This is a genomic window from Fontimonas thermophila (assembly GCF_900113085.1).
Lineage (GTDB): Bacteria > Pseudomonadota > Gammaproteobacteria > Nevskiales > Nevskiaceae > Solimonas > Solimonas thermophila.
Genome location: NZ_FOOC01000009.1, coordinates 105,915 through 126,370, shown reverse-complemented (window position 1 = coordinate 126,370; position 20,456 = coordinate 105,915). Strand labels below are relative to the sequence as shown.

Genomic DNA, 20,456 nt, shown 5'->3' with positions numbered 1-20,456 from the left:
CACAACAGCATCGAACAGGCCGCTTCCGATCTCGGGGCCTGGCTGAGCTGGGCGCGGCGCTGTCGGCTCGAGCCGTTCAAGAAGCTGGCCGCCACGCTCAAGGAGCGGTTCGACGCGGTGGTGCGCGGCATGGTCGATCACCGCAGCAACGCCTTCGTCGAGGCGATGAACGGGCTGCTGCAGCAGGCCAAGCGCGCCGCGCGCGGCTTCAGGACGAGCCAGAACTTCATCGCCATCGCCTACCTGCGCATGTCCAAGCTCAAGCACCTGCCGGCCAGTCCGTTCGCGCCGGCGATGCCCCAGTGACAGTGTTGCTTTCCACACGAAACGACATGGAGCCTATTCGGGTTCCTGCCGGTCGATGCGATCGACGGCGCCGAGGTTGCGCTCACCCACCCACTGGGCGTCGGCCTGCTCACATTCAAGCTCTACGGCGGGAACGCATCCGGCAAGCTCGTGCGCGCCGATGGCTCGATCAACAACTTCGGCGGCAGCAAGGCCTGGGGCGGGCACTTCGATTATCTGTATGGAGCATGGGTCTTGCGCCTGGGGGTCGGCGTCTTCCTGGCCGACGAGGTGCCGGACCTCGCGGCATTGGTGTCGGGGCTGCGTGCGACCGGCGAGCCGCAGGCCGCGGCGCTCGCCGAGCGCTTCGCGCGCCGCGAACGCAAGACCCTGTTTCTCGCCAGCGGGGCCGCCTATGACGAGGGGCCGTTCCAGGTGCGCCTGTTTTTCGGGCGTACCGAGAGCGACAGCACGGTCGGCCTGAACATCAACACCGGCTTGATCGTGGCCGGCTACGACACCGGCGTCCTCACGCCGTACCTGCGCGGGTCGTTCGTCGACAACCGCGCGGGCATCGCGCCGACCGGGCTGCCGGATACCCCCGAATACGCCGCGCTCAACGCCGGTGCCGCGGCCGTGCAGGCACTGACCGACAACAACCAGAGCAGCCTGGCGCTGGGAGTGCGGTACGACATTCGCCCCAAGCTCGCGCTCAAGGTCCAGGTGGATCGCGTCTGGATGGACGGCACCACGCTGGTGTACGAGGGTCAGCGTCCGCAGCGCGGCGAGGACGCGCTGACGCTGTTCGGTCTGGCTCTCGATTTCGTGTTCTGAGATGGCCATGCGCACGCTGCTCACCGGATTGTGTGCGGTCGCCGCCATGGCGCTGCTCACGGCACGGGCGGCCGAACCGCGCCGGGCGCCGCAGCTCGTCGTGATCGTCCATCCGAGCAGCGGCGTGGACGCGCTCACCCCGGCCGATGCCGTCAACATCTTCATGGGCCGTTACCGCAGGCTGCCATCCGGTCTGGCCGCATTCCCGATCGACATCGGCGACCGCAGCCCGGAGCGTGAGGCGTTCTACCGCCGGATCGTGCGCAAGGATCTGGCCGAGATCGATGCCTACTGGGCACGGCTGGTGTTCTCCGGACAGACGTCACCGCCGCTGAAAGTGCCGGATGACCGGGCCGCGGTACGGCTGGTCGCCAGCAATCCGGCCGCGATCGCCTACGTGGACCGTTCCGCCGTCGATGGCAGCGTCAAAGTCGTGCTCGATCTGGGAGCCGGGCCATGACCATCGCCGCATGGACGCGCCGGTGGCTGCCGCGCAGCATCGTCGGCCGCACGACGCTTGCGATCATCACGTTGGCGGTGCTGCTCGGTGCCCTGTTCACCGGGCTGGCCACGTGGCTGCTCTACGGCAGCGAAAAGGCGCGCCTGACCCAGCGGCTCGACGCGCTGCTGTCCACCGTCGAGAAAACGGTCAGCGTGGCCTGCTTCGTCAAGGACGAGGTGCTCGCGCGCGAAATCGTCGCGGGCTTGATGAGCAATGACATTGTCGCCGGCGCACGCATCGTCGCCGATGGCGTGACGCTGTCCGAGCAGACGCGCTCCGGTGCGCTGGCGGACCACCGCGACGCCTCGCTCGCCATCACGCATCCGGTGTATTCCCCGTTCGATACGCGCGAACAGGTCGGCGAGATCGTGCTGTACGCTTCGCGCTCGACGCTGCACGAACTCGCGCTGAACTACATCCGCTACGTCGTTTTCGTGATCGGTCTGGAGGTCGCGTTGATGGCGCTGGCGGTGGCCTGGGTCGTTTACAACCTGATTACGCGGCCGATCAAGAGCATTTCCGACGAGCTGCACCGACTGGAACTGCGCACCGGCATGCGCCTGCGCGTGCCGCGCCGCAACGAGAAAGATGAACTCGGGCGGCTGGTCAGCGACGTCAATGCGCTGATCGCCAGGCTCACCGCGTTGATCGACACCGAGCGCCGGCTGCGCCTGGAACGCGAGGCCAACGAGCGCCGTCTCGCGCTGATCTTCGAAAAAGTCCACACCGGTATTTTCGAGATCGAGCGCAGCGGTCTGTTGCGCTCGTGGAATCCCGCATTCGTGCATACGCTCGGGCCGCCGCCCGAACCGCCGCAGTTGCAGGCGCTGCTGCCCCAGCATGCCGAACAGCTGCGTGCGCTGATCGACGACAGTCTCGCAACCGGCGCGGTCCGCGAGGCGGATCTGGAGCTGTCCGGCTCGGATGGATCGACGCGATGGGTCGAGCTCTCGCTGACGCCGGTGGACGAGACGATGCTGCAAGGCGTGGTCGACGACATCACCGAGCGCAAACACGCCGAGCTCGCTGCACGGCAGTTGGCCGTGCGCGATACGCTCACCGGGGTGCTCAACCGGCGCGGTCTCGAAGCCGGACTCGCCAGCGTGTTCGAGCGGCGCAAGCGAGAGCCAGGGCTCGCGGTGGCGCTCCTGCTGATCGATCTCGACCATTTCAAGCAGGCGAACGACACCCACGGTCATGCCGCCGGCGACGCCGTTTTGCGTCATGTCGCCGGCGTCCTCGAACGCGCGGTGCGCCGTACCGATCTGGTCGCCCGTCTCGGCGGTGATGAATTCGTCGTCGCGCTGGTGGGCATCGATGGTCTCGCCAAGGCCGAGCGCATCGCCCGCAGCATCGTCGATGAGATCCAGCGGCCGATCGCGCTCGGCGACGGCGTGCAGGTGCAGATCGGTGCGAGTGTCGGTGTGGCGATGGCCGCACCGGCCGATGCATCGGCCGCAGCGGTACTGGCGCGCGCCGATGCGGCCATGTACGCGGCCAAGCAGGCCGGACGCGGACGCGTGGGGATCGCGCCGATGCCGGGGGGCACCGAAGCTTGCGCCGGATCTCCGGCGAGCGGAGCCGGGTAGCCGGCGGGGCGGTCAGAACTGGCCGTGCCGGCCGGCGCCGCGCGCAAACCGGCCGGCTCCGTCCGCGGTTTCGCCCGAGTGCAGGGTGGCAAGACCCAGGCGGAACTCGTTGGCGAGCGCCGCGTCCTCGGACAAACCCCATTGCGCATGGACGCTGCGCCGATCGTTGCGCAGGCAGGTTTGTGGAAACGCGGCGATCTGGCGCGCGAGTGTTTCGGCTTGCGTCAGCGCCTGACCTGCGGGGACGACACGATTGACCAGGCCGATGCGCTCGGCTTCCCGTGCATCGACCGGACGGCCGGTGAGAATCAGGTCGAGCGCGCGGCTGGTGCCGATCAGGCGCGGCAGACGCACCGTGCCGCCGTCGATCAGCGGCACGCCGAACCGGCGGCAGAACACGCCGAACACCGCGGTTTCATCGGCGACGCGCAGGTCGCACCAGCAGGCGAGCTCGAGCCCGCCAGCCACCGCATAACCGGATACGGCGGCGATCACCGGCTTGCCGAGCTGCAGACGCGACGGCCCCATCGGGGCGTCGCCGTCCGCGGCGATGCGGTTGGCCCGCGCCGGATCATCGGCCACTGCTTTCAAGTCGGCGCCGGCGCAGAAGTGTCCACCGCTGCCGGTGAGGATCGCGACCTTGAGCGCATCATCGGCATCGAAGGCGCGGAAGGCCTCGGCCAGCGCGTGCGCGGTCGGTCCATCCACGGCATTGCGGACCTCGGGCCGGTCGATGGTGACGACGAGCAGCGGCTCGCGCCGCTCGATGCGGATGGTGGTGGATTGCATACGGCATCTCCTCGGATCGACCGCGCGAGTCTGGCACGACCGGCGCCCGGGTGGGCTGGCGCGCCGGCGGTTCAGATGTGGATCGCGCGACCCAGCGCAGCGAGTGCGGCTTCTGGCACGGTCTCGCCGAGGGTGGGATGCACGTGGATCGTGTGCGCCAGATCTTCGAGTACGGCACCCATTTCCAGGGCATGTGCGAATTCGCCCGACAGTTCCGATGCGTGTGCACCGACGGCATGGATCCCGAGCACGAGGTGGTTGTCGGCGCGCGCGGTCACGCGCACGAATCCGCCGTCGGCGCCGGCGTCCATGGTCAGCGCGCGGCCATTGGCGGCCAACGGGAATTGCCCGGTGACGACGGCGATGCCCTGTGCCTTCGCTTGCTCGGGCGTGAGGCCGACGGCGACGATCTCCGGCTCGGTGAAGCACACCGCCGGAATCGCCACCGGATCGAAGGCGCGGCGGTGACCGGCGATCGCTTCGGCGACCATTTCCCCCTGCGCCGAGGCCTTGTGCGCGAGCATCGGTTCGCCGACCAGATCGCCGATCGCCCAGACGTTGCGCATCGAGGTGTGGCAGCGCGCATCGATTTTGACGAAGGGGCCGTTCATGTCGATGGCCATCTGCTCCAGGCCCCAGCCCTGGGTGCACGGGCGGCGGCCGACGGCGACCAGCACCTTGTCGCAGGCGATGGTGCGCGCGGGATCCGCTCCGGTCTGCACCGACAGATGCAGACCGTCGGCACGGCGCTCGATGCCCAGCGCCCTGGTGTTCACATGCACGGCGATGCCGTGCGTTCTGAGCCACTGCTCGACCGGGCGCACCAGTGCGGCGTCATAGCCCGGCAGGATGCGCGCCTGGGCCTCGACGAAGCTCACCTCGACGCCGAGTTTGGCGAAGGCGATGCCCAGCTCCAGACCGATGTAGCCGGCACCGACGACGACGAGCCGCCGCGGCAGCTCGGTCAGCGCCAGCGCTTCCGTCGACGACAGCACATCGGGGCCATAGGGCAGGTGCGGCAGCGGCGCGGCCACCGAGCCGGTCGCGAGCACCACGTGCTCGGCCCGGATGCGTAGCGGCGGCGCGTCGCTGCGCGTCACCGTGCAGGTCTTGGCATCGCTAAAGCACGCATGCCCGTACACGACGCGCACCTTGGCTTTCTTCAACAGTCCGGCGACGCCGTGGCTCAACCGCTCGACGATGCCGTCTTTCCAGCGCACGGCCTGCGCAAGATCGAAGCGGGGAGCAGCGGCAAGCGAGATGCCCATGTGGCCGTCGCCGACGTGACGGGTCAGCGCGTCGAACCGGCTCGCGGCCTGGATCAGGGCTTTGGATGGAATGCAGCCGCGGGTCAAGCAGGTGCCGCCGAGCCGGCCGGACTCGACCAGCGTGGTGTCCAGCCCGAGCTGCCCGGCACGGATCGCGCACACATAGCCGCCGGGACCGCCGCCGACGACCAAAACCCGGGTATCGATCATCTCGCTCAAGGCTTACTCCATGAACAGCGTCGCCGGATGTTCCAGGTGCTGCTTGACCGCCTGGATGAACGAGGCGGCGTCATGACCATCGACGATGCGGTGATCGAACGACGAGGACAGGTTCATCATCTGCCGTGGGACGACCGTGGCGCCCCGGAACACCGCGCGCTCGACGATTTTGTTGACGCCGACGATCGCCACTTCCGGTGCGTTGATCACCGGTGTCGAAACGATGCCGCCGAGCGCGCCGAGGCTGCTGATCGTGATCGTCGAACCGGAGAGCTGTTCGCGCGTGGCCTTGCCGGCGCGCGCGGCGTCTGCAAGCTGTTTGATCTGCGCAGCCATCTGCCAGACGTCCAGCGTCTCGGCGTGGCGCAGCACCGGCACGACCAGGCCCTGCGCGGTCTGCGTGGCGATGCCGCAATGTACGGCGGCGTAGCGGCGCAGAACCCCGGCTTCGTCGTCATAGGTGGCGTTGATCTGGGGAAAGCGCGGCAGCACGCGCACCAGTGCGCGCAGCAAAAAGGGCAGCAATGTCAGTTTGGGTTGCGCCGGATCGCGGGTCTGGTTGAGGTGGGCGCGCAGCGCTTCCAGCTCGGTGACGTCGACCTCCTCGACGTAAGCAAAATGCGGGATGCGCTGCTTGGCGCGCTGCATCGCCTCGGCGATCTTGCGGCGCAGGCCGATGATTCTGACTTCCTCGACGGCGGTGCGCGCTGCCGGGCGTGCCGGCGCCGCCGGCATGGAGCCCTCGGCGCGCTGGCGCAGATAGGCATCGAGATCGGCATGGGTGATGCGTCCGGCCGGACCGCTGCCGGGTACGTACTGCAGTTCGATGCCGAGCTCGCGCGCCCGCGCACGTACCGCCGGCGCAGCAACGGGTTTGACGCCCGGAGGGCGCATCGTCGCTGCAGGGGGATCCGTCCGTGGCGTCGGCGCCGCCGGCATGGATGGCGGTGTGGGCGGTGGCGTGGAGGCAGCCGGTACAGGCGGTGATGCGGGCACTGGCGGGGGCGGCGCGGATGCCGCTTCCTCGCGGGCGTTGCCGGCGCCCTCGACTTCCAGCACCACCAGCGGCGCACCGACCGGGATCTTGTCACCGGGCGCGCCGCGCAGCTCGAGCACGGTGCCGGCGACCGGCGAGGAAATCTCCACCGCGGCCTTGTCGGTGAGCATGTCGGCCAGCGGCTGATCCTCGCTCACCCGGTCGCCGACCTGCACGCGCCAGGTGGCGATCTCGGATTCGGCGATGCCCTCGCCGATGTCGGGCAGCCTGAAGACGTATTTGCCCATGTGTCTAGCCCTCCATGACCTTCTTCAGCGCGCGGCCGACGCGCGCAGGTCCGGGGAAATACTGCCACTCGAAGGCGTGCGGATAGGGCGTGTCCCAGCCGGTGACGCGCTCGATCGGCGCTTCGAGGTGGTAGAAGCAGTTTTCCTGCACCAGCGCCGACAACTCGGCGCCGAAGCCGCTCGTGCGCGTGGCCTCGTGCACGATCACACAGCGGCCGGTCTTCTTCACCGACTCGACGATGGTGTCCAGATCGATCGGCACCAGCGTGCGCAGGTCGATGACCTCGCCGTCGATCCCGGTTTCCTCGACGGCCGCCAGGCAGACGTGCACCATCGTGCCGTAGGCGAGCACCGTCACCGCGCTGCCCGGCCGCGCGACCGCGGCCTTGCCCAGTTCGATCCGGTAATACCCGTCGGGGACCTCGCTCTGCGGGAATTTCGACCACGGCTGCAGCGGACGGTCGTGATGGCCGTCGAAGGGGCCGTTATAAATCCGCTTGGGTTCGAAGAAGATCACCGGATCGTCGTCTTCGATCGCGGCGATCAAAAGCCCCTTGGCGTCGTAGGGGTTGGAGGGAATCACGGTCTTCAGGCCGCAGACATGGGTGAACACCCCTTCCGGGCTCTGCGAGTGGGTTTGCCCGCCGAAGATGCCGCCGCCGCAGGGCGCGCGCACCGTGATCGGCGCCCAGAATTCGCCGCCCGAGCGGTAGCGCAGACGGGCGGCTTCCGATACGAGCTGGTCGAAGGCCGGGTAGATGTAGTCGGCGAACTGGATTTCCGCGACCGGACGCAGGCCATAGACGCCCATGCCGATGGCGGTGCCGAGGATGCCGCCCTCGGCGATCGGTGTGTCGAACACGCGGGTCTTGCCATACTTCTTCTGCAACCCCGCGGTGGCGCGAAACACGCCGCCGAAATAGCCGACGTCCTCGCCGAAGACGACGACGTTGTCGTCGCGGCCGAGCATCACGTCGAGCGCGGAATTGATCGCCTGGATCATGTTCATGGTGCTCATGACAGGCTCCCCACGGTGACGGAGCAACGGGTGCGGTGCGTACGCGCTCCGATGGACGGCGGCATCATGGTCAGTACCCCATTTCCTGCCGCTGCTTGATCAGATGCGGCGGCATGTGCTTGAACACGTCCTCGAACATGGTCTTCGGGCTCGCCGGCGGGGTCCCCAGCGTGCCGTAGCTCTCCGCCTCCTTGAGATCGGCGCGCACCTGCTCGTCCAGCGCCTTGGCCAGCGCCTGCTGCTGCGCCTCGCTCCATTCCCCGCGCAGGATCAGGTGTTGCTTGAGCCGCTCGATCGGATCGCCCAGCGGCCAGTACTGGCTCTCGTCGAGCGGGCGGTAGGCGGAGGGATCGTCGCTGGTGGAGTGGGCGGCGGCGCGGTAGGTAAACAGCTCGATCAGCGTCGGTCCGAGGTTGGCGCGCGCCCGCGCGGCGGCCCAGCGCGTCACCGCGTAGACGGCAAGGAAGTCGTTGCCATCGACGCGCAGGCCGGGGATGCCATAGCCGATCGCGCGCGCGGCGAACGTCGCGCGCTCACCACCGGCGATCGCCTGGAACGAGGAGATCGCGTACTGGTTGTTGACGACGTTGAGGATCACCGGGGCCTGATAGACGCTGGCGAAGGTCAAGGCATGGTGAAAGTCCGGCTCCGCCGTCGTCCCCTCGCCGACCCAGCTCGCGGCGATGCGCGTGTCGCCTTTCATCGCCGAGGCCATCGCCCAGCCGACCGCCTGCGGGTACTGCGTGCCGAGATTGCCGGAGATCGAGAAAAAGTTTTTCTCGCGCACCGAATACATGATCGGCAACTGACGGCCTTTGAGGCGGTCGCGCGTGTTGTTGAAGATCTGGCACATCATGTCCACGAGCGAGTGCCCGCGCGCGATCAACAGGCCCTGCTGGCGGTAGCTCGGGAACAGCATGTCGTCGGGATCGAGCGCATAGGCCTGCGCCACCGCCACCGCTTCCTCGCCGGTGGACTTGATGTAGAACGAGGTCTTGCCCTGGCGCTGCACGCGCAGCATGCGGTCGTCAAAGGTGCGCGTCAGCATCATCGCGCGCAGTCCCTGGCGCAGCGTCTCGGCGTCGAGCTTGGGATCCCACTCGCCGACCGCGCGGCCATCGTCGTCGAGGACGCGGATCAAGCCCTCGGCGTATTCGCGCAGTGCCCGTTCCGGGGCGTCGATCGGCGGCCGCGGCAGCGACCCCGCCGGCGGTACGCGCACGTAGCTGAAGTCGGGTTTGTCGCCGGGGCGCGCCGGCGGTTCGGGAATGTGCAGCCGCAGCGGTGTTCGTGCCGCAGGCGCCGCGGATGGCGCGGACGATGAGTGCTGTGCCACGGTCCTTCTCCTCGCAGTCCGTGATTGCGATATGGAACCATTCTAGGCGCCCGCACCGGGACGTTCGTCCCTGATTTCCACCCAAACCGCCAGCAAGTGGAATAATGTTCCAGTCAGCCACGTCATGGAGAAACACATGCGCTATCCGCTCGATGCGCTCGACGTGCGCATCCTCGATCTGCTGCAGCGCGACGCCACACTGCCGATCGCCGACATCGCCGAGCGTGTCGCCTCCTCCAAGACCGTGGTCTGGCGCCGGATCCAGAAGCTGCTCGACGCCGGTGTCATCCGCGGCCGCGTCGCGGTGCTCGACCACCGCAAGGTCGGTCTCGGCGTGATGGTGATCGCGCACGTCAAGATGGCGCGGCACGGTCGTGACGTACTGCCGCGCTTCATCGAGGCGGTGCAGTTGTTCCCGCAGGTCATCGAGTGCCACACGCTGATGGGCGACGTCGATTTCCTGCTCAAGATCATGGTCGAGAGCGTGGAGGATTACGAGCAGTTCTTCTGGCAGAAACTGTCGAAGATCGACGGTGTGCAGGAGATCAGCTCGTCGATTTCCATGAGCCAGACCGTCTATACGACGCGTCTGCCGCTGCGGCCGTTGCGCGATTGAAAGAGACCTCCCGCGGGCAGGTTCTCTTTATCTGTGCGGGTCAGGCGGGTGCGTCCAATGCGTCGCCGAGCGCGCGCATCAGCGGCTTCATGAAGTAATCGTGCGCCGGCATCGCGGCGATGGCGATGCCGCGCGCCGCGAGCGCATCGGCGACCACCGGGCCGACGGCGGCGACACGGGTTCGCGCAAGCCCGTCTGCGAGGGTCTGGCTGCGCGCCGTCTCCGCGGCGACACGGAACAGGCGATCGACCTGGGCCATGCTCGTGAACGCGATCGCATCGACCGTGCCGCGCGCGAGTTCGTCGATCAGGGCGACGACGCGCGCAGTGTCGGCTGCGTCGGCATAGACATAGGGCGCCACCGGTAGCACTTCCGCGCCAGCGGCGCGCAGCGCATCCTGCAAGGCGTGATTGGGCTCGCTGCCGTAGAGCTGCACGCCGACGCAGCGGTTGCGCAGGTCGAGCGTGCGCAGCGTGGCGATGACGCCGGCCGTCGTGGGCTCGGCGGCGGTGAGCGTGGGCTTGAGGCCCAGTTCACGCAGCGCCCGGCCCGGTTTGGGACCGCGCGCGATGATGCGCACGGTGCCCAGACGTGCGACGAAGGGCGCGCGCAAGGCCGGGTCGTGGCGCTCGATGCAGGACAGCAGCCGGCGCAAACCCTCGCCGGTGAGCAAGACCAGATCGGTGCAGCGCCCGGCGTTGAACGCGCGGATCCACTCCAGCACGGGTGCCGGGTCGGGCGCGTCGCGGATTGCGACCAGCGGGCAGCGCAGCACCTGCGCGCCGCGGCGTTCGAGCATCGCAGCGAAGACGTCGAGCTCGCGCGTCTCGGGGACGGCGATGCGTCGGCCGTGCAGATTCGGTTCGTCCATGCGCGCAGCTTTGCGCAGGATGCCCCGGCGGCACAAGTCCGACTGCCTACTCCGCGCGTTCGGCGCGCTTGCGCTCGTGTTCTTTGAGGAATTTCTTGCGCAGGCGGATCGACTGCGGTGTCAGTTCGACGAGTTCGTCGTCATTGATGAATTCCAGCGCCTGCTCCAGCGAGAACTTCACCGGCGGGGTGAGCAGGATGTTCTCGTCGGAACCGGCGGCGCGGATATTGGTGAGTTTTTTCTCGCGCAGCACGTTGACGACCAGATCGTTGTCGCGCGAGTGGATGCCGACGATCTGGCCTTCGTAGACCTCGTCCCCCGGCGATACGATCATGCGCCCGCGTTCCTGCAGGTTGAACAGCGCGTAGGCGGGCACCTTGCCCTGATCGTTGGAGATCATCACCCCGTTGTGACGCTGGCCGATGCCGGTGTCCTCGACCTTCGGGCCAAAATGGTCGAAGGTGTGGAACAGCAACCCCGTGCCGCTCGTCATCGTCATGAACTGGGTCTGAAAACCGATCAGCCCGCGCGACGGCACGAGGTATTCCAGCCGCACGCGGCCACGGCCGTCGGCGACCATGTTCTTCATCTGGCCGCCGCGTTCGGCGAGCCCCTGGATCACGCTGCCCTGGTGGATTTCCTCGACGTCGGCGACCACCATTTCGTACGGCTCGCAGAGCTGGCCGTCGATCTGCTTGAGAATCACCTGCGGCCGCGCGACCGCGACCTCGTAACCCTCGCGGCGCATGTTCTCGAGCAGGATGCCGAGGTGCAACAGGCCGCGGCCAAACACCCGGAACTGATCCGGCGATTCACCCGGCTCCACGCGCAGCGCGACGTTGGTCTTGAGTTCGCGCTGCAGGCGCTCGCCGATCTGGCGGCTGGTGACGAACTTGCCCTCGCGGCCGGCGAACGGCGACTTGTTGACCTCAAAGATCATGCTCATCGTCGGCTCATCGACCTGCAGCGACGGCAGGCCCTCCGGCGCCCGCGGATCGCAGACCGTCTCGGAGATGCCGAGCTCCTCGATGCCGGTGATCGCGACGATGTCGCCGGCCTGCGCCTCCGGTATCTCGATCTTGTCCAGACCCATGAAGCCGAGCACCTGCAGCACGCGGCCCTGGCGCACGCGACCATCGCGGCCGACGACCGCAACCGGCGTATTGGTCCTGATGCGGCCGCGCCGGATGCGGCCGGTGCCGATCACGCCGACGTAACTGGAATACGCGAGCGAGGTGATCTGCATCTGGAAGGGTCCGTCCACGTCCACCTGCGGTGGTGGCACCTTGTCGACGATGGTCTGGAACAGCGGTGTCATGTCGCCTTCGCGCACGTCGGCCGAATGGCCGGCGTAGCCGTTGAGGCCGGAGGCGTAGATGAACGGAAAATCGAGCTGCTCGTCGGTCGCACCGAGGCGGTCGAACAGCTCGAACACCTGGTCCACGACCCAGTCGGGCCGCGCGCCGGGGCGGTCGATCTTGTTGAGCACGACGATCGGCTTGAGGCCCATGTTGAAGGCTTTCTGCGTGACGAAACGGGTCTGCGGCATCGGGCCATCGACCGAATCGACCAGCAGCAGCACCGAATCCACCATCGACAGCACGCGTTCGACCTCGCCGCCGAAGTCGGCGTGCCCTGGCGTATCGACGATGTTGATGCGGTACTCGGTGCCGGTGCGCGCATCGGTCCAGCGGATCGCCGTGTTCTTGGCCAGGATGGTGATGCCGCGCTCGCGCTCGAGATCGTTGGAATCGAGGATGCGTTCGCCGAGCTGTTCGCGCGCATCCAGTGTCTGCGACTGGCGCAGCAGCTTGTCGACCAGCGTGGTCTTGCCGTGGTCGACGTGCGCGATGATCGCGATGTTGCGGAGGTTGTGCAGGCTCATGGGGTGACGCGGAAAAAGCGGAGCGGGTTTGCCCGTCCGCAAGATCGTCGTCCAGCGGATGGGGCGGTGTGCACGCGGTGCGCGAAAAGGGCGGGGATTGTACGCGAGCGGCAGTGGCGACGCAGGCCCACGGCCGCGCCAGCTGGCGCGGCAAAGACGCCAGGTCAGCGGACGGCGATCGCCGCGGCGGCCCGTTGTGCCTTGGCGCGCGCCGCGTCGATCGACTCGGCGAGGGCGAGCGCCACGCCCATGCGCCGCTTGCCGACGATCTCCGGTTTGCCGAACAGGCGCAGCGCCGTATCGGGTTCGGCGAGCGCGGTTTCGAGGCCGGCGTAGCGCGGTGCCTTGCGGTCGCCGGCGCACAGCAGCGCGCAGGACGCCGCCGGGCCGTGCTGGCGGATCGCCGGGATCGGCAGCCCGAGGATCGCGCGCACGTGCAATGCGAACTCCGACAGATCCTGCGAAATCAGCGTGACCAATCCGGTGTCGTGCGGGCGCGGCGAGACCTCCGAGAAGATCACCGTGTCGCCCTTCACGAACAGCTCGACGCCGAAGATCCCGCGCCCGCCGAGGGCATCGGTGATGCGGCGCGCGATCGCCTGTGCCGCTTCGAGCGTGACCGGGGGCATCGGATGCGGTTGCCAGGACTCGCGGTAGTCGCCGTCGATCTGCAGATGGCCGATCGGTGCGCAGAAACGTGTCGAGATCGCACCGCCGGGTGTGGCATGGCGCACCGTCAGCAGCGTGATCTCGTAGTCGAAGTCGATGAAGCCCTCGACGATCACGCGCCCGGCGCCGGCACGCCCGCCGGCTTGCGCGTAATCCCAGGCCTTTTGTATGTCCGCTTCGGTTTTTACCGTCGACTGACCCTTGCCCGAGGACGACATCACCGGCTTGACCACGCAGGGCAGACCGAGCGCGGCGACCGCCGCGCGATATTCGTCGTAAGTGGCGGCGAAACGGTAGGGGGATGTCGGCAGGCCGAGCTCTTCCGCAGCGAGCCGGCGGATGCCTTCCCGGTCCATGGTCAGATAGGCGGCGCGCGCGGTCGGGATGACGGTGTAGCCCTCGCGTTCGAGATCGAGCAGTGTCGGCGTATGGATCGCCTCGATCTCCGGGACGATGAAATGCGGTCGCTCCTCTTCGACGACGCGCCGCAGCGCAGCGCCGTCGAGCATCGGGATCACATGGCTGCGGTGCGCGACCTGCATTGCCGGGGCGTGCGCGTAGCGGTCCACCGCGATGCATTCGACACCAAGCCGCTGCGCCTCGATGACGACTTCCTTGCCGAGCTCGCCACTGCCAAGCAGCAGCATGCGTGTCGCGCCGTCGCTGAGCGGGGTTCCGAGCATCGTCATCGCGCGTATCCGTCTGATTGGGGGAATCCACGCCATCAAGCGCCATGGCCGTGGGCATACACTAATTGTAGTGAAGGAAGATCCCATGCAGCGCCGCACCAAGATTGTCGCCACCCTCGGCCCCGCCACGGACGACCCCCACATCCTGCGCAAGATGATCGCTGCCGGAGTCGATGTCGTGCGCTTGAATTTTTCCCACGGCAGCGCCGATGACCATGCCCGGCGTGCGCGCATGGTGCGCGAGATCGCCCGGGAACTGGGTGTGGACGTCGGCATCCTCGCCGATCTGCAGGGGCCGAAGATCCGCATCGAGTCGTTTGCACATGGGGCGGTCGAACTGCAGGAAGGCCAGCGTTTCACGCTCGACACCGCGCTCGGCGCCAATGCCGGCGACGCTTCCGTCGTCGGCTGCGCGTACGCCGACCTGCCCAAGGACGTCAAGCCCGGCGACACCCTGTTGCTCAACGATGGCGCGATCGCGATGCGCGTCGAGGCGGTCGAGGATACGCGCGTGATCTGCACCGTGCTCACCGGCGGCGTGCTGTCCAACCGCAAGGGCATCAACAAGCAGGGTGGCGGGCTGTCGGCCGCGGCGCTGACCGACAAAGACCGCGCCGATATCCGCACCGCGGCCGCGCTCGATGTGGATTTCATCGCCGTGTCTTTTCCGCGCTCGCCCGGTGACATGGAACAGGCGCGCCGGCTCGCGCGCGAGGCCGGCAGCGGTGCCGCGCTGGTCGCCAAGATCGAGCGTGCCGAGGCGCTGTCCGTGCTGCGCGAGCTGGTCGCCGCCAGCGACGCGGTCATGGTCGCACGCGGCGATCTGGGGGTGGAGATCGGCGACGCCGAGCTGCCGGGCTGGCAGAAGCGCATCATCGCCGAGGCGCGCGAGCAGAACAAAATGGCGATCACCGCGACGCAGATGATGGAATCGATGATCGCCAATCCGATCCCGACGCGTGCGGAAGTGCTCGACGTCGCCAACGCCGTCATGGATGGCACCGACGCCGTGATGCTCTCCGCCGAGACCGCCACCGGCAAGTATCCGATCAAGGTCGTGCAGGCGATGGCGCGTGTCTGCATCGGCGCCGAATCGAGCATGCACCACCTGCCGCGGCGCGATATCCGGCGCATCGAGACCCACTTCCAGCGCACCGACGAGGCGATCGCGATGGCGACCACGTGGACCGCGCGACAGATGCATGCACGTGCGATCGTCGCGCTCACCGAGTCGGGCGCAACCGCGCTGATGATCTCGCGGACCGAGACGCAGATCCCGATTTATGCGCTGACACGGCATGAGAGAACACGCCGGCGCATGGCGCTGTGCCGCGGGGTCACGCCGGTGGCGTTCACGGTCGATCATCTGGAAAACCAGGTGCATGAGGCCATCGAGAGGCTCAAGCAGCGCGGTGTGCTGCAAGACGGCGACCGCGTGCTGCTGACCAAGGGGGATGGCACCGGCTCGGGTGGCACCAATACGATGAAGATCGTCAGGGTCGGCGAGCATTGACCGGATGGGCCGCAGCCGCCGCGCAGCGGAGTAGGCTTGTCCGGGAGCCTGCTGGCGCACACGGAGCCGTCACCATGCCTGCGAATACCTGTGGTTTCACCGTCATCGGCCACCGCGGTGCCTGCGGTCACGCACCGGAGAACACGCTGCTGTCGATCGACACCGCGATCCGCCTGGGCGCGCACTACGTCGAGATCGATGTCCAGCATCACGACGGTGAGCTCTGGCTGATGCACGACCTGACGCTCGACCGCACGACCAATGGCAAGGGTTTGCTGACCGCGCACACGGCCGCGGCCCTGCGCCGGCTCGACGCCGGCGGCGGGGAGATCATCCCGACCCTGCCGGAAGCGCTCGACCTGATCGAACAGCGCGTCGGAGTCAACATCGAGCTGAAGTCCTGGAACGGCTGCGCCGCGGCGGTGGCGGCCGTGCTGCGCGACTACATCGCCGATGGCTGGCCGGCCGAGCGCTTCCTGGTCTCGTCCTTCCATCTGCCGGAGCTGTGGGAATTCAAGCAACTGTTGCCGGAAGTACCCCTCGGGGTGCTCTACTGCGGCGTGCCGCTGGACTGGGCCGGCATTGCCACCGAGCTGGGTGCGGTGGCGCTGAACATTTCCGCGGAATTCGTCGATCCGCGCCTGATCGCGGATGCGCATGCGCGCGGCCTGCAGCTCAACGTCTATACCGTCAACGCGCCGGAGGAGTTGCAGCAGCTGCGCGCGCTCGGCGTCGATGGCGTGTTCACCGATTATCCGGAACGGGCGCTCGCGCTGGGCTGACGCGGATCCGTCCGCGTGCAGGGCGGCCGTCCCCGTCCGAAAGGATCAGGTCTTCGGACGGCAGGCCGCTACGATCGGCGACACCGGGATGACCATGCGCATGCCCGGAGCGCGAGGAGGAGCGAATGCCGATCGGTCATGTACGGGCCGTGCGGTGGGCGGCCGTGGGATGGTGTCTTGCGCATGCGGCGATGGCGCCGCCGTCCGCCGCTCAGCCAGCCGCGCCCGAGGATCCGGAGCGGACCTGTCTGGGCGCCGAGCGTGCCGGCACTGCGGACGGCGTCGCCACCTACACCGGACGATGGGTCGGGCACTGGCCCGGCCTGCAGCAGGCACACGGCTATACCCCCGGTCCTTATGCCGATGAAAAGCCGGTGCTGACGATCACCGCGCAGAACATGGCGCAGCATGCCGACAGGCTGACCGAGGGTCAGAAAGCCCTGTTCAAGGCCTATCCGGATCACTTTCGCATGCGCATCTATCCAAGCCACCGCGATTTCGGCGTGCCGGACTGGGTCTGCGCCGCGGCCCGCCACAACGCCCAGCACGCCACGCTCGGCGATGAGGGTCTGAGCGTGCGTGGGGCCGTGGGCGGCGCGCCGGCGTTCCCGTTTCCGCGCGACGGGCTCGAGGCGATCCGCTCGGTGCAGACGGCCTACCGCGCCTGGACCGAAAAGGCCGAGTTCGATGTCGCCACCGTTTATCCCGGCGGCCAGATCGCCTGGGGCCGCTACCGGCTGATGACGATGAGCCCGATGCACAAGCCCGGACCGCAGCGGCCATCGCTGTCGGAGCGTATCGGCACGTATTTCTATGCGGCGATGCTGCTGCCGGAGCGCGATCGTGGGCGCGTATCGGTCGGATTTCAGGCCAACAACTTCACCGAAGGCTCGACACACGCCTGGGAATACCAGCCCGGCACCCGGCGTGTGCGCCAGGCGCCAGAAGTCGGCTTCGACTACCCGGTGCCGCCGACCGGCATGCATACATCCGACGAGGACGGCGGCTTCAACGGTTCGCCCGAGCGCTACCAGTGGACGCTGGTCGGCAAAAAAGCGCTCTACGTCCCCTATCACAATTTCCGCATCAACGATCCGGCGCTCACTTACCGCGAGCTGCTGACGCCGTACACGCTCAATCCGGAGCTGCTGCGCTATGAGCTGCACCGGGTCTGGATCGTCGAGGCCACGCTCAAGCCGGGCATGCGGCACATCTACGCCAGGCGCCGGCTGTACATCGATGAGGATAGCTGGCAGGTGCTCACGGCCGATCATTACGATGCGCGCGGCAGTCTCTGGCGCATCCCGGTGAGTCTGTCCTTCTATGCGCAGGAGGCGGCGGCGTTCCACCGCGGCGTGCAGATCTTCCACGATCTCGATGCCCGCGCCTACGAGGCGATCAATCTCGTCAACGAGCGCGGCGCGGAGAATGGGTGGCGGTTCAACACACCGATGAATCCGGCGATGTTCGCGCCGGAGGCGGCGGCGCGCCCGCTGCGCTAGACGCGTCGCCCGGCTCTTAACGTGCGGCTCCTGCAAACAGACGAACCGCCAGGGCACGGTGCGGCCGTCTGCTCACCCCAACGGATGAAGCTTGCGCGCCGGCGCGTTTCGATAATGCCGGCATGACCAGTACCGGCCCGGCAGGAGCCGCATCGACCATGAAAATCCAAGCCTTGGCCTACATCGTCGCGGAAAGCACCGACGTCGCGCAGTGGCGGCACTACGCCGAGCAGGTGCTCGGTGCGGCCACGACATCGGCGAACGGCGGCGCGCTCTACGTCAAGCTCGACGAGCGGGTGCACCGCATGCTCATCGTGCCGGGTGCGGCCGATCGCTATGTTGCCTCCGGGTGGGAGACGACGAGCGCACAGGCGTTTACCGAGGCGGTCGCTGCGCTGCGCCAGGCTGGCATCGCGGTGCACGAGGGCAGCGATGCCGAGCGCGCGCTGCGCTGCGTGCAGCGCATGGCCGTGTTCACCGATCCCTCCGGCAACCGCCATGAGCTCGTGCACGGCTATACCGGCGGCAGTGTGCCTTTCGTCTCGCCGATCGGTGTCGGCGGCTTCAAGACCGGTGCCCAGGGTATGGGGCATACCGTGCTGCCGGCCGTCGGTGCTTTTGACGCCACCGTCAAGCTGTTCCGCGAGGTGCTCGGCTTCGGTCTGTCCGACGTGTTCAACTTCCGCCCCGCGCCCGATGCGCCGGTGATCCGCATCCATTTCCTGCACGCATCGAGCGGCCGCCATCACAGCCTCGCATTCGCCGAGATGCCGGCGCCGAGCGGGTGCGTGCACGTGATGGTCGAGGTGCTGTCGATGACCGACGTCGGGCTTGCGCTGGAGCGCCGCGAGAAGCACGGCATCAAGCTGATGGCCACGCTCGGCGAGCACGAGAACGACCGCATGACCTCGTTCTACATGATGACGCCGGGCAACTTCGCGCTCGAGTACGGCTGGGGCGGCATCAGCGTCGATCCGCAGACCTGGAAGGCCACCGAAACCCAACGGGTGTCGGTCTGGGGGCATGATTTCTCGGTGGGGTTCCGGTAAATGAGTTTCGACAAACGGATGACCGCATCCGAGGTCGTCGCAACGCTGCGCGATGGCATGACGCTGGGCATCGGCGGCTGGGGGCCGCGACGCAAGCCGATGGCGATCGTGCGCGAGATCCTGCGCTCGGATCTTCGGGATCTGACCGTCGTGGCCTACGGCGGCCCCGACGTCGGTCTGCTGTGCGCCGCAGGCAAGGTCAGAAAGCTGATCTACGCCTTTGTCTCGCTCGATTTCATTCCGCTGGAGCCGTTCTTCCGCAAGGCGCGCGAATCCGGCGCCGTCGAGGCGATCGAGCTCGACGAGGGGCTGCTGCACTGGGGTCTGCGCGCCGCGGCCATGCGCCTGCCGTTTTTGCCGACGCGCGTGGGCCTGGCCACCGACCAGATCGGCAAGGCGTATCCGGGGCTGCGCACCGTGACCTCGCCGTACGAGGATGGCGAGGTCTTGCTGGCGATGCCGGCGCTCAAACTCGATGTCGCGCTGCTGCACGTGCATTGCGCGGATGCCATCGGCAACGTGCGCGTCTATGCGCCCGATCCGTTTTTCGACGAGCTGTTCGCGCGCGCCGCCGAACGCTGCTACGTGAGCTGCGAGCAACTCGTCGAGCGCATCGCCGGCGATGAGATCGACGCCCGCTTCCATCTCGTCGAGCGCAATCGCATCACCGGCGTCGTGCATGCGCCGGGCGGCGCCCATCCGACGTCCAACGTCGATGTCCGCAGCGCCGGCTGCGGGTATGGCTGGGATGGTGCGCATCTTGCGCGCTACTGCACGCTGGCCGAGGCGGACGATGGCTTTGCGCAGTATGCGCGAACCTTCCTGCATGGCGACGAGGCGGCCTACCAGGCCGCCGTCGGCGGCCTCGATGCGATCCGCGCGCTGCCGCGCCAGGTGTTCTGACATGGCCACCGCATCCGATTTCACGCTCGCCGAATTGCTGATCTGTGCCTGCGCCGAGGTCTGGCGTGGCGACGGCGAGGTGCTCGCCACCGGCATCGGCGTGATTCCGCGCCTTGCGCAGGGGCTGGCCAAGCTCACGCACAGCCCGCAGCTGATGATCACCGACGGCGAGGCCTATCTCACCGAGAACCCGGTCGCACTCGGCGCAAAGAACCATGAGGGCCGCGTGTATGCCGGCTGGATGCCGTATGCGCGTGTGTTCGACAACGTCTGGAGCGGCCGGCGGCACGCCCTCGTCGGTCCGGTGCAGATCGATCGCTGGGGGCAGGCCAACATCTCCTGCGTCGGTGACTTCGCCAGGCCCAAGCGTCAGTTGCTCGGGCTGCGTGGCTTTCCGGGCAACAGCATCAACCACACCAACTCGTTTTTCGTGCCCCATCACAGCCCGCGTGTCTTCGTCTCTGGCGAGGTGGATGTGGTCTGCTCGGTCGGTTACCGGCGCGAGCGCTGGGGTTCCGGCATCAGGCAGGATTTCATGCGCCTGCACCGCATCGTCACCGACTTGTGCGTGATGGATTTCGGCGGGCCCGACCATGCCATCCGCGTGATCAGCCTGCATCCCGGGGTGAGCTTCGACGCGGTGCAGGCGGCGACTGGATTTGCGCTCGTCAAGGCGGCGGACCTGGTCGAGACCGCGCATCCGACCGAAGAACAGCTCGCGATCATCCGCCAGCTGGATCCGCAGAACCTGCGCAGCCAGCAGATCAAGGGCAACCCGCCGGGACGCCGAGCATGAGCCGCCATCGTCGCCCGCATTGGGTGAGCCCGCCGGCTGCTGCGCACGTAAGGCCAT

Annotated in this window: 19 protein-coding genes; 11 read left to right on the top strand and 8 right to left on the bottom strand. The window is 67.6% G+C overall.

All coding sequences use genetic code 11. The features are described from left to right. From BMZ48_RS09805 to BMZ48_RS09790, 4 genes are all read left to right on the top strand, one after another. On the top strand, nt 1-306 hold a 306-nt coding region (locus BMZ48_RS09805), incomplete at its 5' end, for a transposase (RefSeq protein WP_143383674.1). A 150-nt stretch (nt 307-456) separates the two neighbouring features. Continuing rightward, nucleotides 457-1,119, top strand: a complete 663-nt coding sequence (locus tag BMZ48_RS09800; RefSeq protein ID WP_091534481.1) for a hypothetical protein — start codon at nt 457-459, stop codon at nt 1,117-1,119. 7 nt (nt 1,120-1,126) lie between these two features. Continuing rightward, the gene (locus tag BMZ48_RS09795; protein WP_143383673.1) at nt 1,127-1,579 is read left to right on the top strand and encodes a type 2 periplasmic-binding domain-containing protein; all 453 of its coding nucleotides are present in this window, start codon (nt 1,127-1,129) and stop codon (nt 1,577-1,579) included. Continuing rightward, a complete protein-coding gene (locus BMZ48_RS09790; RefSeq protein WP_091534477.1) occupies nt 1,576-3,210 on the top strand; it encodes a sensor domain-containing diguanylate cyclase in 1,635 nt (544 codons plus the stop codon). The genes BMZ48_RS09795 and BMZ48_RS09790 overlap by 4 nt, the downstream gene beginning before the upstream one ends. 12 nt (nt 3,211-3,222) lie before the next feature. On the opposite strand, the gene BMZ48_RS09785 is transcribed toward BMZ48_RS09790, so the two are convergent. The 5 genes from BMZ48_RS09785 to BMZ48_RS09765 all read right to left on the bottom strand — a co-directional run bounded on the left by BMZ48_RS09785 (nt 3,223) and on the right by BMZ48_RS09765 (nt 9,124). Next, nucleotides 3,223-3,999 (bottom strand): crotonase/enoyl-CoA hydratase family protein, encoded by a 777-nt coding sequence (locus BMZ48_RS09785; RefSeq protein WP_091534475.1) that lies wholly within the window; start codon nt 3,997-3,999, stop codon nt 3,223-3,225. A gap of 71 nt (nt 4,000-4,070) precedes the next feature. Continuing rightward, nucleotides 4,071-5,486 carry a dihydrolipoyl dehydrogenase gene (gene lpdA, locus BMZ48_RS09780; protein ID WP_091534473.1) on the bottom strand — a complete coding sequence of 472 codons (1,416 nt, stop codon included), beginning with the start codon at nt 5,484-5,486 and terminating at the stop codon, nt 4,071-4,073. A 3-nt stretch (nt 5,487-5,489) separates the two neighbouring features. Next, a complete protein-coding gene (locus tag BMZ48_RS09775; RefSeq protein WP_091534465.1) occupies nt 5,490-6,770 on the bottom strand; it encodes a dihydrolipoamide acetyltransferase family protein in 1,281 nt (426 codons plus the stop codon). Nucleotides 6,771-6,774: 4 nt separating this feature from the next. Continuing rightward, complete coding sequence (locus tag BMZ48_RS09770; RefSeq protein ID WP_091534523.1) at nt 6,775-7,779, bottom strand: alpha-ketoacid dehydrogenase subunit beta; 1,005 nt, start codon at nt 7,777-7,779, stop codon at nt 6,775-6,777. Nucleotides 7,780-7,858: 79 nt separating this feature from the next. Further along, nucleotides 7,859-9,124: a 3-methyl-2-oxobutanoate dehydrogenase (2-methylpropanoyl-transferring) subunit alpha gene (locus tag BMZ48_RS09765; protein WP_091534449.1), complete on the bottom strand. Its 1,266-nt coding sequence runs from the start codon at nt 9,122-9,124 to the stop codon at nt 7,859-7,861. Between the two features lie 136 nt (nt 9,125-9,260). Here BMZ48_RS09765 and BMZ48_RS09760 point away from each other — a divergent pair, with 136 nt between their 5' ends. Continuing rightward, nucleotides 9,261-9,740, top strand: coding sequence for an Lrp/AsnC family transcriptional regulator (locus BMZ48_RS09760; protein WP_091534519.1), 480 nt, complete (start codon nt 9,261-9,263; stop codon nt 9,738-9,740). 40 nt (nt 9,741-9,780) lie between these two features. Here the strand turns inward: BMZ48_RS09760 and BMZ48_RS09755 are convergent, their stop codons facing one another. The 3 genes from BMZ48_RS09755 to purT all read right to left on the bottom strand — a co-directional run bounded on the left by BMZ48_RS09755 (nt 9,781) and on the right by purT (nt 13,854). Further along, nucleotides 9,781-10,611, bottom strand: coding sequence for a uroporphyrinogen-III synthase (locus tag BMZ48_RS09755; RefSeq protein WP_091534447.1), 831 nt, complete (start codon nt 10,609-10,611; stop codon nt 9,781-9,783). 46 nt (nt 10,612-10,657) lie between these two features. Then, entirely contained in the window at nt 10,658-12,496 is a 1,839-nt protein-coding gene (typA, locus tag BMZ48_RS09750; protein WP_091534444.1) for a translational GTPase TypA, read from the bottom strand. Between the two features lie 164 nt (nt 12,497-12,660). Then, the gene (gene purT / locus BMZ48_RS09745) at nt 12,661-13,854 is read right to left on the bottom strand and encodes a formate-dependent phosphoribosylglycinamide formyltransferase (protein WP_091534442.1); all 1,194 of its coding nucleotides are present in this window, start codon (nt 13,852-13,854) and stop codon (nt 12,661-12,663) included. An 85-nt stretch (nt 13,855-13,939) separates the two neighbouring features. Between purT and pyk the strand changes: the two genes are divergently transcribed. The 6 genes from pyk (at nt 13,940) to BMZ48_RS09715 (ending at nt 20,399) form a co-directional block, all read left to right on the top strand. Next, nucleotides 13,940-15,367 (top strand): pyruvate kinase, encoded by a 1,428-nt coding sequence (gene pyk / locus BMZ48_RS09740; protein WP_091534440.1) that lies wholly within the window; start codon nt 13,940-13,942, stop codon nt 15,365-15,367. 74 nt (nt 15,368-15,441) lie between these two features. Further along, nucleotides 15,442-16,149, top strand: a complete 708-nt coding sequence (locus tag BMZ48_RS09735) for a glycerophosphodiester phosphodiesterase (protein ID WP_091534437.1) — start codon at nt 15,442-15,444, stop codon at nt 16,147-16,149. A gap of 125 nt (nt 16,150-16,274) precedes the next feature. Beyond that, the gene (locus BMZ48_RS09730; RefSeq protein WP_091534434.1) at nt 16,275-17,651 is read left to right on the top strand and encodes a DUF1329 domain-containing protein; all 1,377 of its coding nucleotides are present in this window, start codon (nt 16,275-16,277) and stop codon (nt 17,649-17,651) included. 158 nt (nt 17,652-17,809) lie between these two features. Continuing rightward, complete coding sequence (locus BMZ48_RS09725; RefSeq protein ID WP_091534432.1) at nt 17,810-18,700, top strand: VOC family protein; 891 nt, start codon at nt 17,810-17,812, stop codon at nt 18,698-18,700. Then, a complete protein-coding gene (locus BMZ48_RS09720; protein WP_200769588.1) occupies nt 18,701-19,603 on the top strand; it encodes a CoA transferase subunit A in 903 nt (300 codons plus the stop codon). A gap of 1 nt (nt 19,604) precedes the next feature. Then, a complete protein-coding gene (locus tag BMZ48_RS09715; protein ID WP_091534430.1) occupies nt 19,605-20,399 on the top strand; it encodes a CoA-transferase subunit beta in 795 nt (264 codons plus the stop codon). Nucleotides 20,400-20,456: the final 57 nt, after the last annotated feature.

Excerpts from the sequence above, each read along its gene's own strand:
- BMZ48_RS09795 (WP_143383673.1), top strand. The coding sequence starts at position 1,127 with ATGCGCACGCTGCTCACCGGATTGTGTGCGGTCGCCGCCATGGCGCTG.
- BMZ48_RS09790 (WP_091534477.1), top strand. The coding sequence starts at position 1,576 with ATGACCATCGCCGCATGGACGCGCCGGTGGCTGCCGCGCAGCATCGTC.
- BMZ48_RS09785 (WP_091534475.1), bottom strand. The coding sequence starts at position 3,999 with ATGCAATCCACCACCATCCGCATCGAGCGGCGCGAGCCGCTGCTCGTC.
- BMZ48_RS09775 (WP_091534465.1), bottom strand. The coding sequence starts at position 6,770 with ATGGGCAAATACGTCTTCAGGCTGCCCGACATCGGCGAGGGCATCGCC.
- BMZ48_RS09770 (WP_091534523.1), bottom strand. The coding sequence starts at position 7,779 with ATGAACATGATCCAGGCGATCAATTCCGCGCTCGACGTGATGCTCGGC.
- BMZ48_RS09760 (WP_091534519.1), top strand. The coding sequence starts at position 9,261 with ATGCGCTATCCGCTCGATGCGCTCGACGTGCGCATCCTCGATCTGCTG.
- BMZ48_RS09755 (WP_091534447.1), bottom strand. The coding sequence starts at position 10,611 with ATGGACGAACCGAATCTGCACGGCCGACGCATCGCCGTCCCCGAGACG.
- typA (WP_091534444.1), bottom strand. The coding sequence starts at position 12,496 with ATGAGCCTGCACAACCTCCGCAACATCGCGATCATCGCGCACGTCGAC.
- purT (WP_091534442.1), bottom strand. The coding sequence starts at position 13,854 with ATGACGATGCTCGGAACCCCGCTCAGCGACGGCGCGACACGCATGCTG.
- pyk (WP_091534440.1), top strand. The coding sequence starts at position 13,940 with ATGCAGCGCCGCACCAAGATTGTCGCCACCCTCGGCCCCGCCACGGAC.
- BMZ48_RS09735 (WP_091534437.1), top strand. The coding sequence starts at position 15,442 with ATGCCTGCGAATACCTGTGGTTTCACCGTCATCGGCCACCGCGGTGCC.
- BMZ48_RS09730 (WP_091534434.1), top strand. The coding sequence starts at position 16,275 with ATGCCGATCGGTCATGTACGGGCCGTGCGGTGGGCGGCCGTGGGATGG.
- BMZ48_RS09725 (WP_091534432.1), top strand. The coding sequence starts at position 17,810 with ATGAAAATCCAAGCCTTGGCCTACATCGTCGCGGAAAGCACCGACGTC.
- BMZ48_RS09720 (WP_200769588.1), top strand. The coding sequence starts at position 18,701 with ATGAGTTTCGACAAACGGATGACCGCATCCGAGGTCGTCGCAACGCTG.
- BMZ48_RS09715 (WP_091534430.1), top strand. The coding sequence starts at position 19,605 with ATGGCCACCGCATCCGATTTCACGCTCGCCGAATTGCTGATCTGTGCC.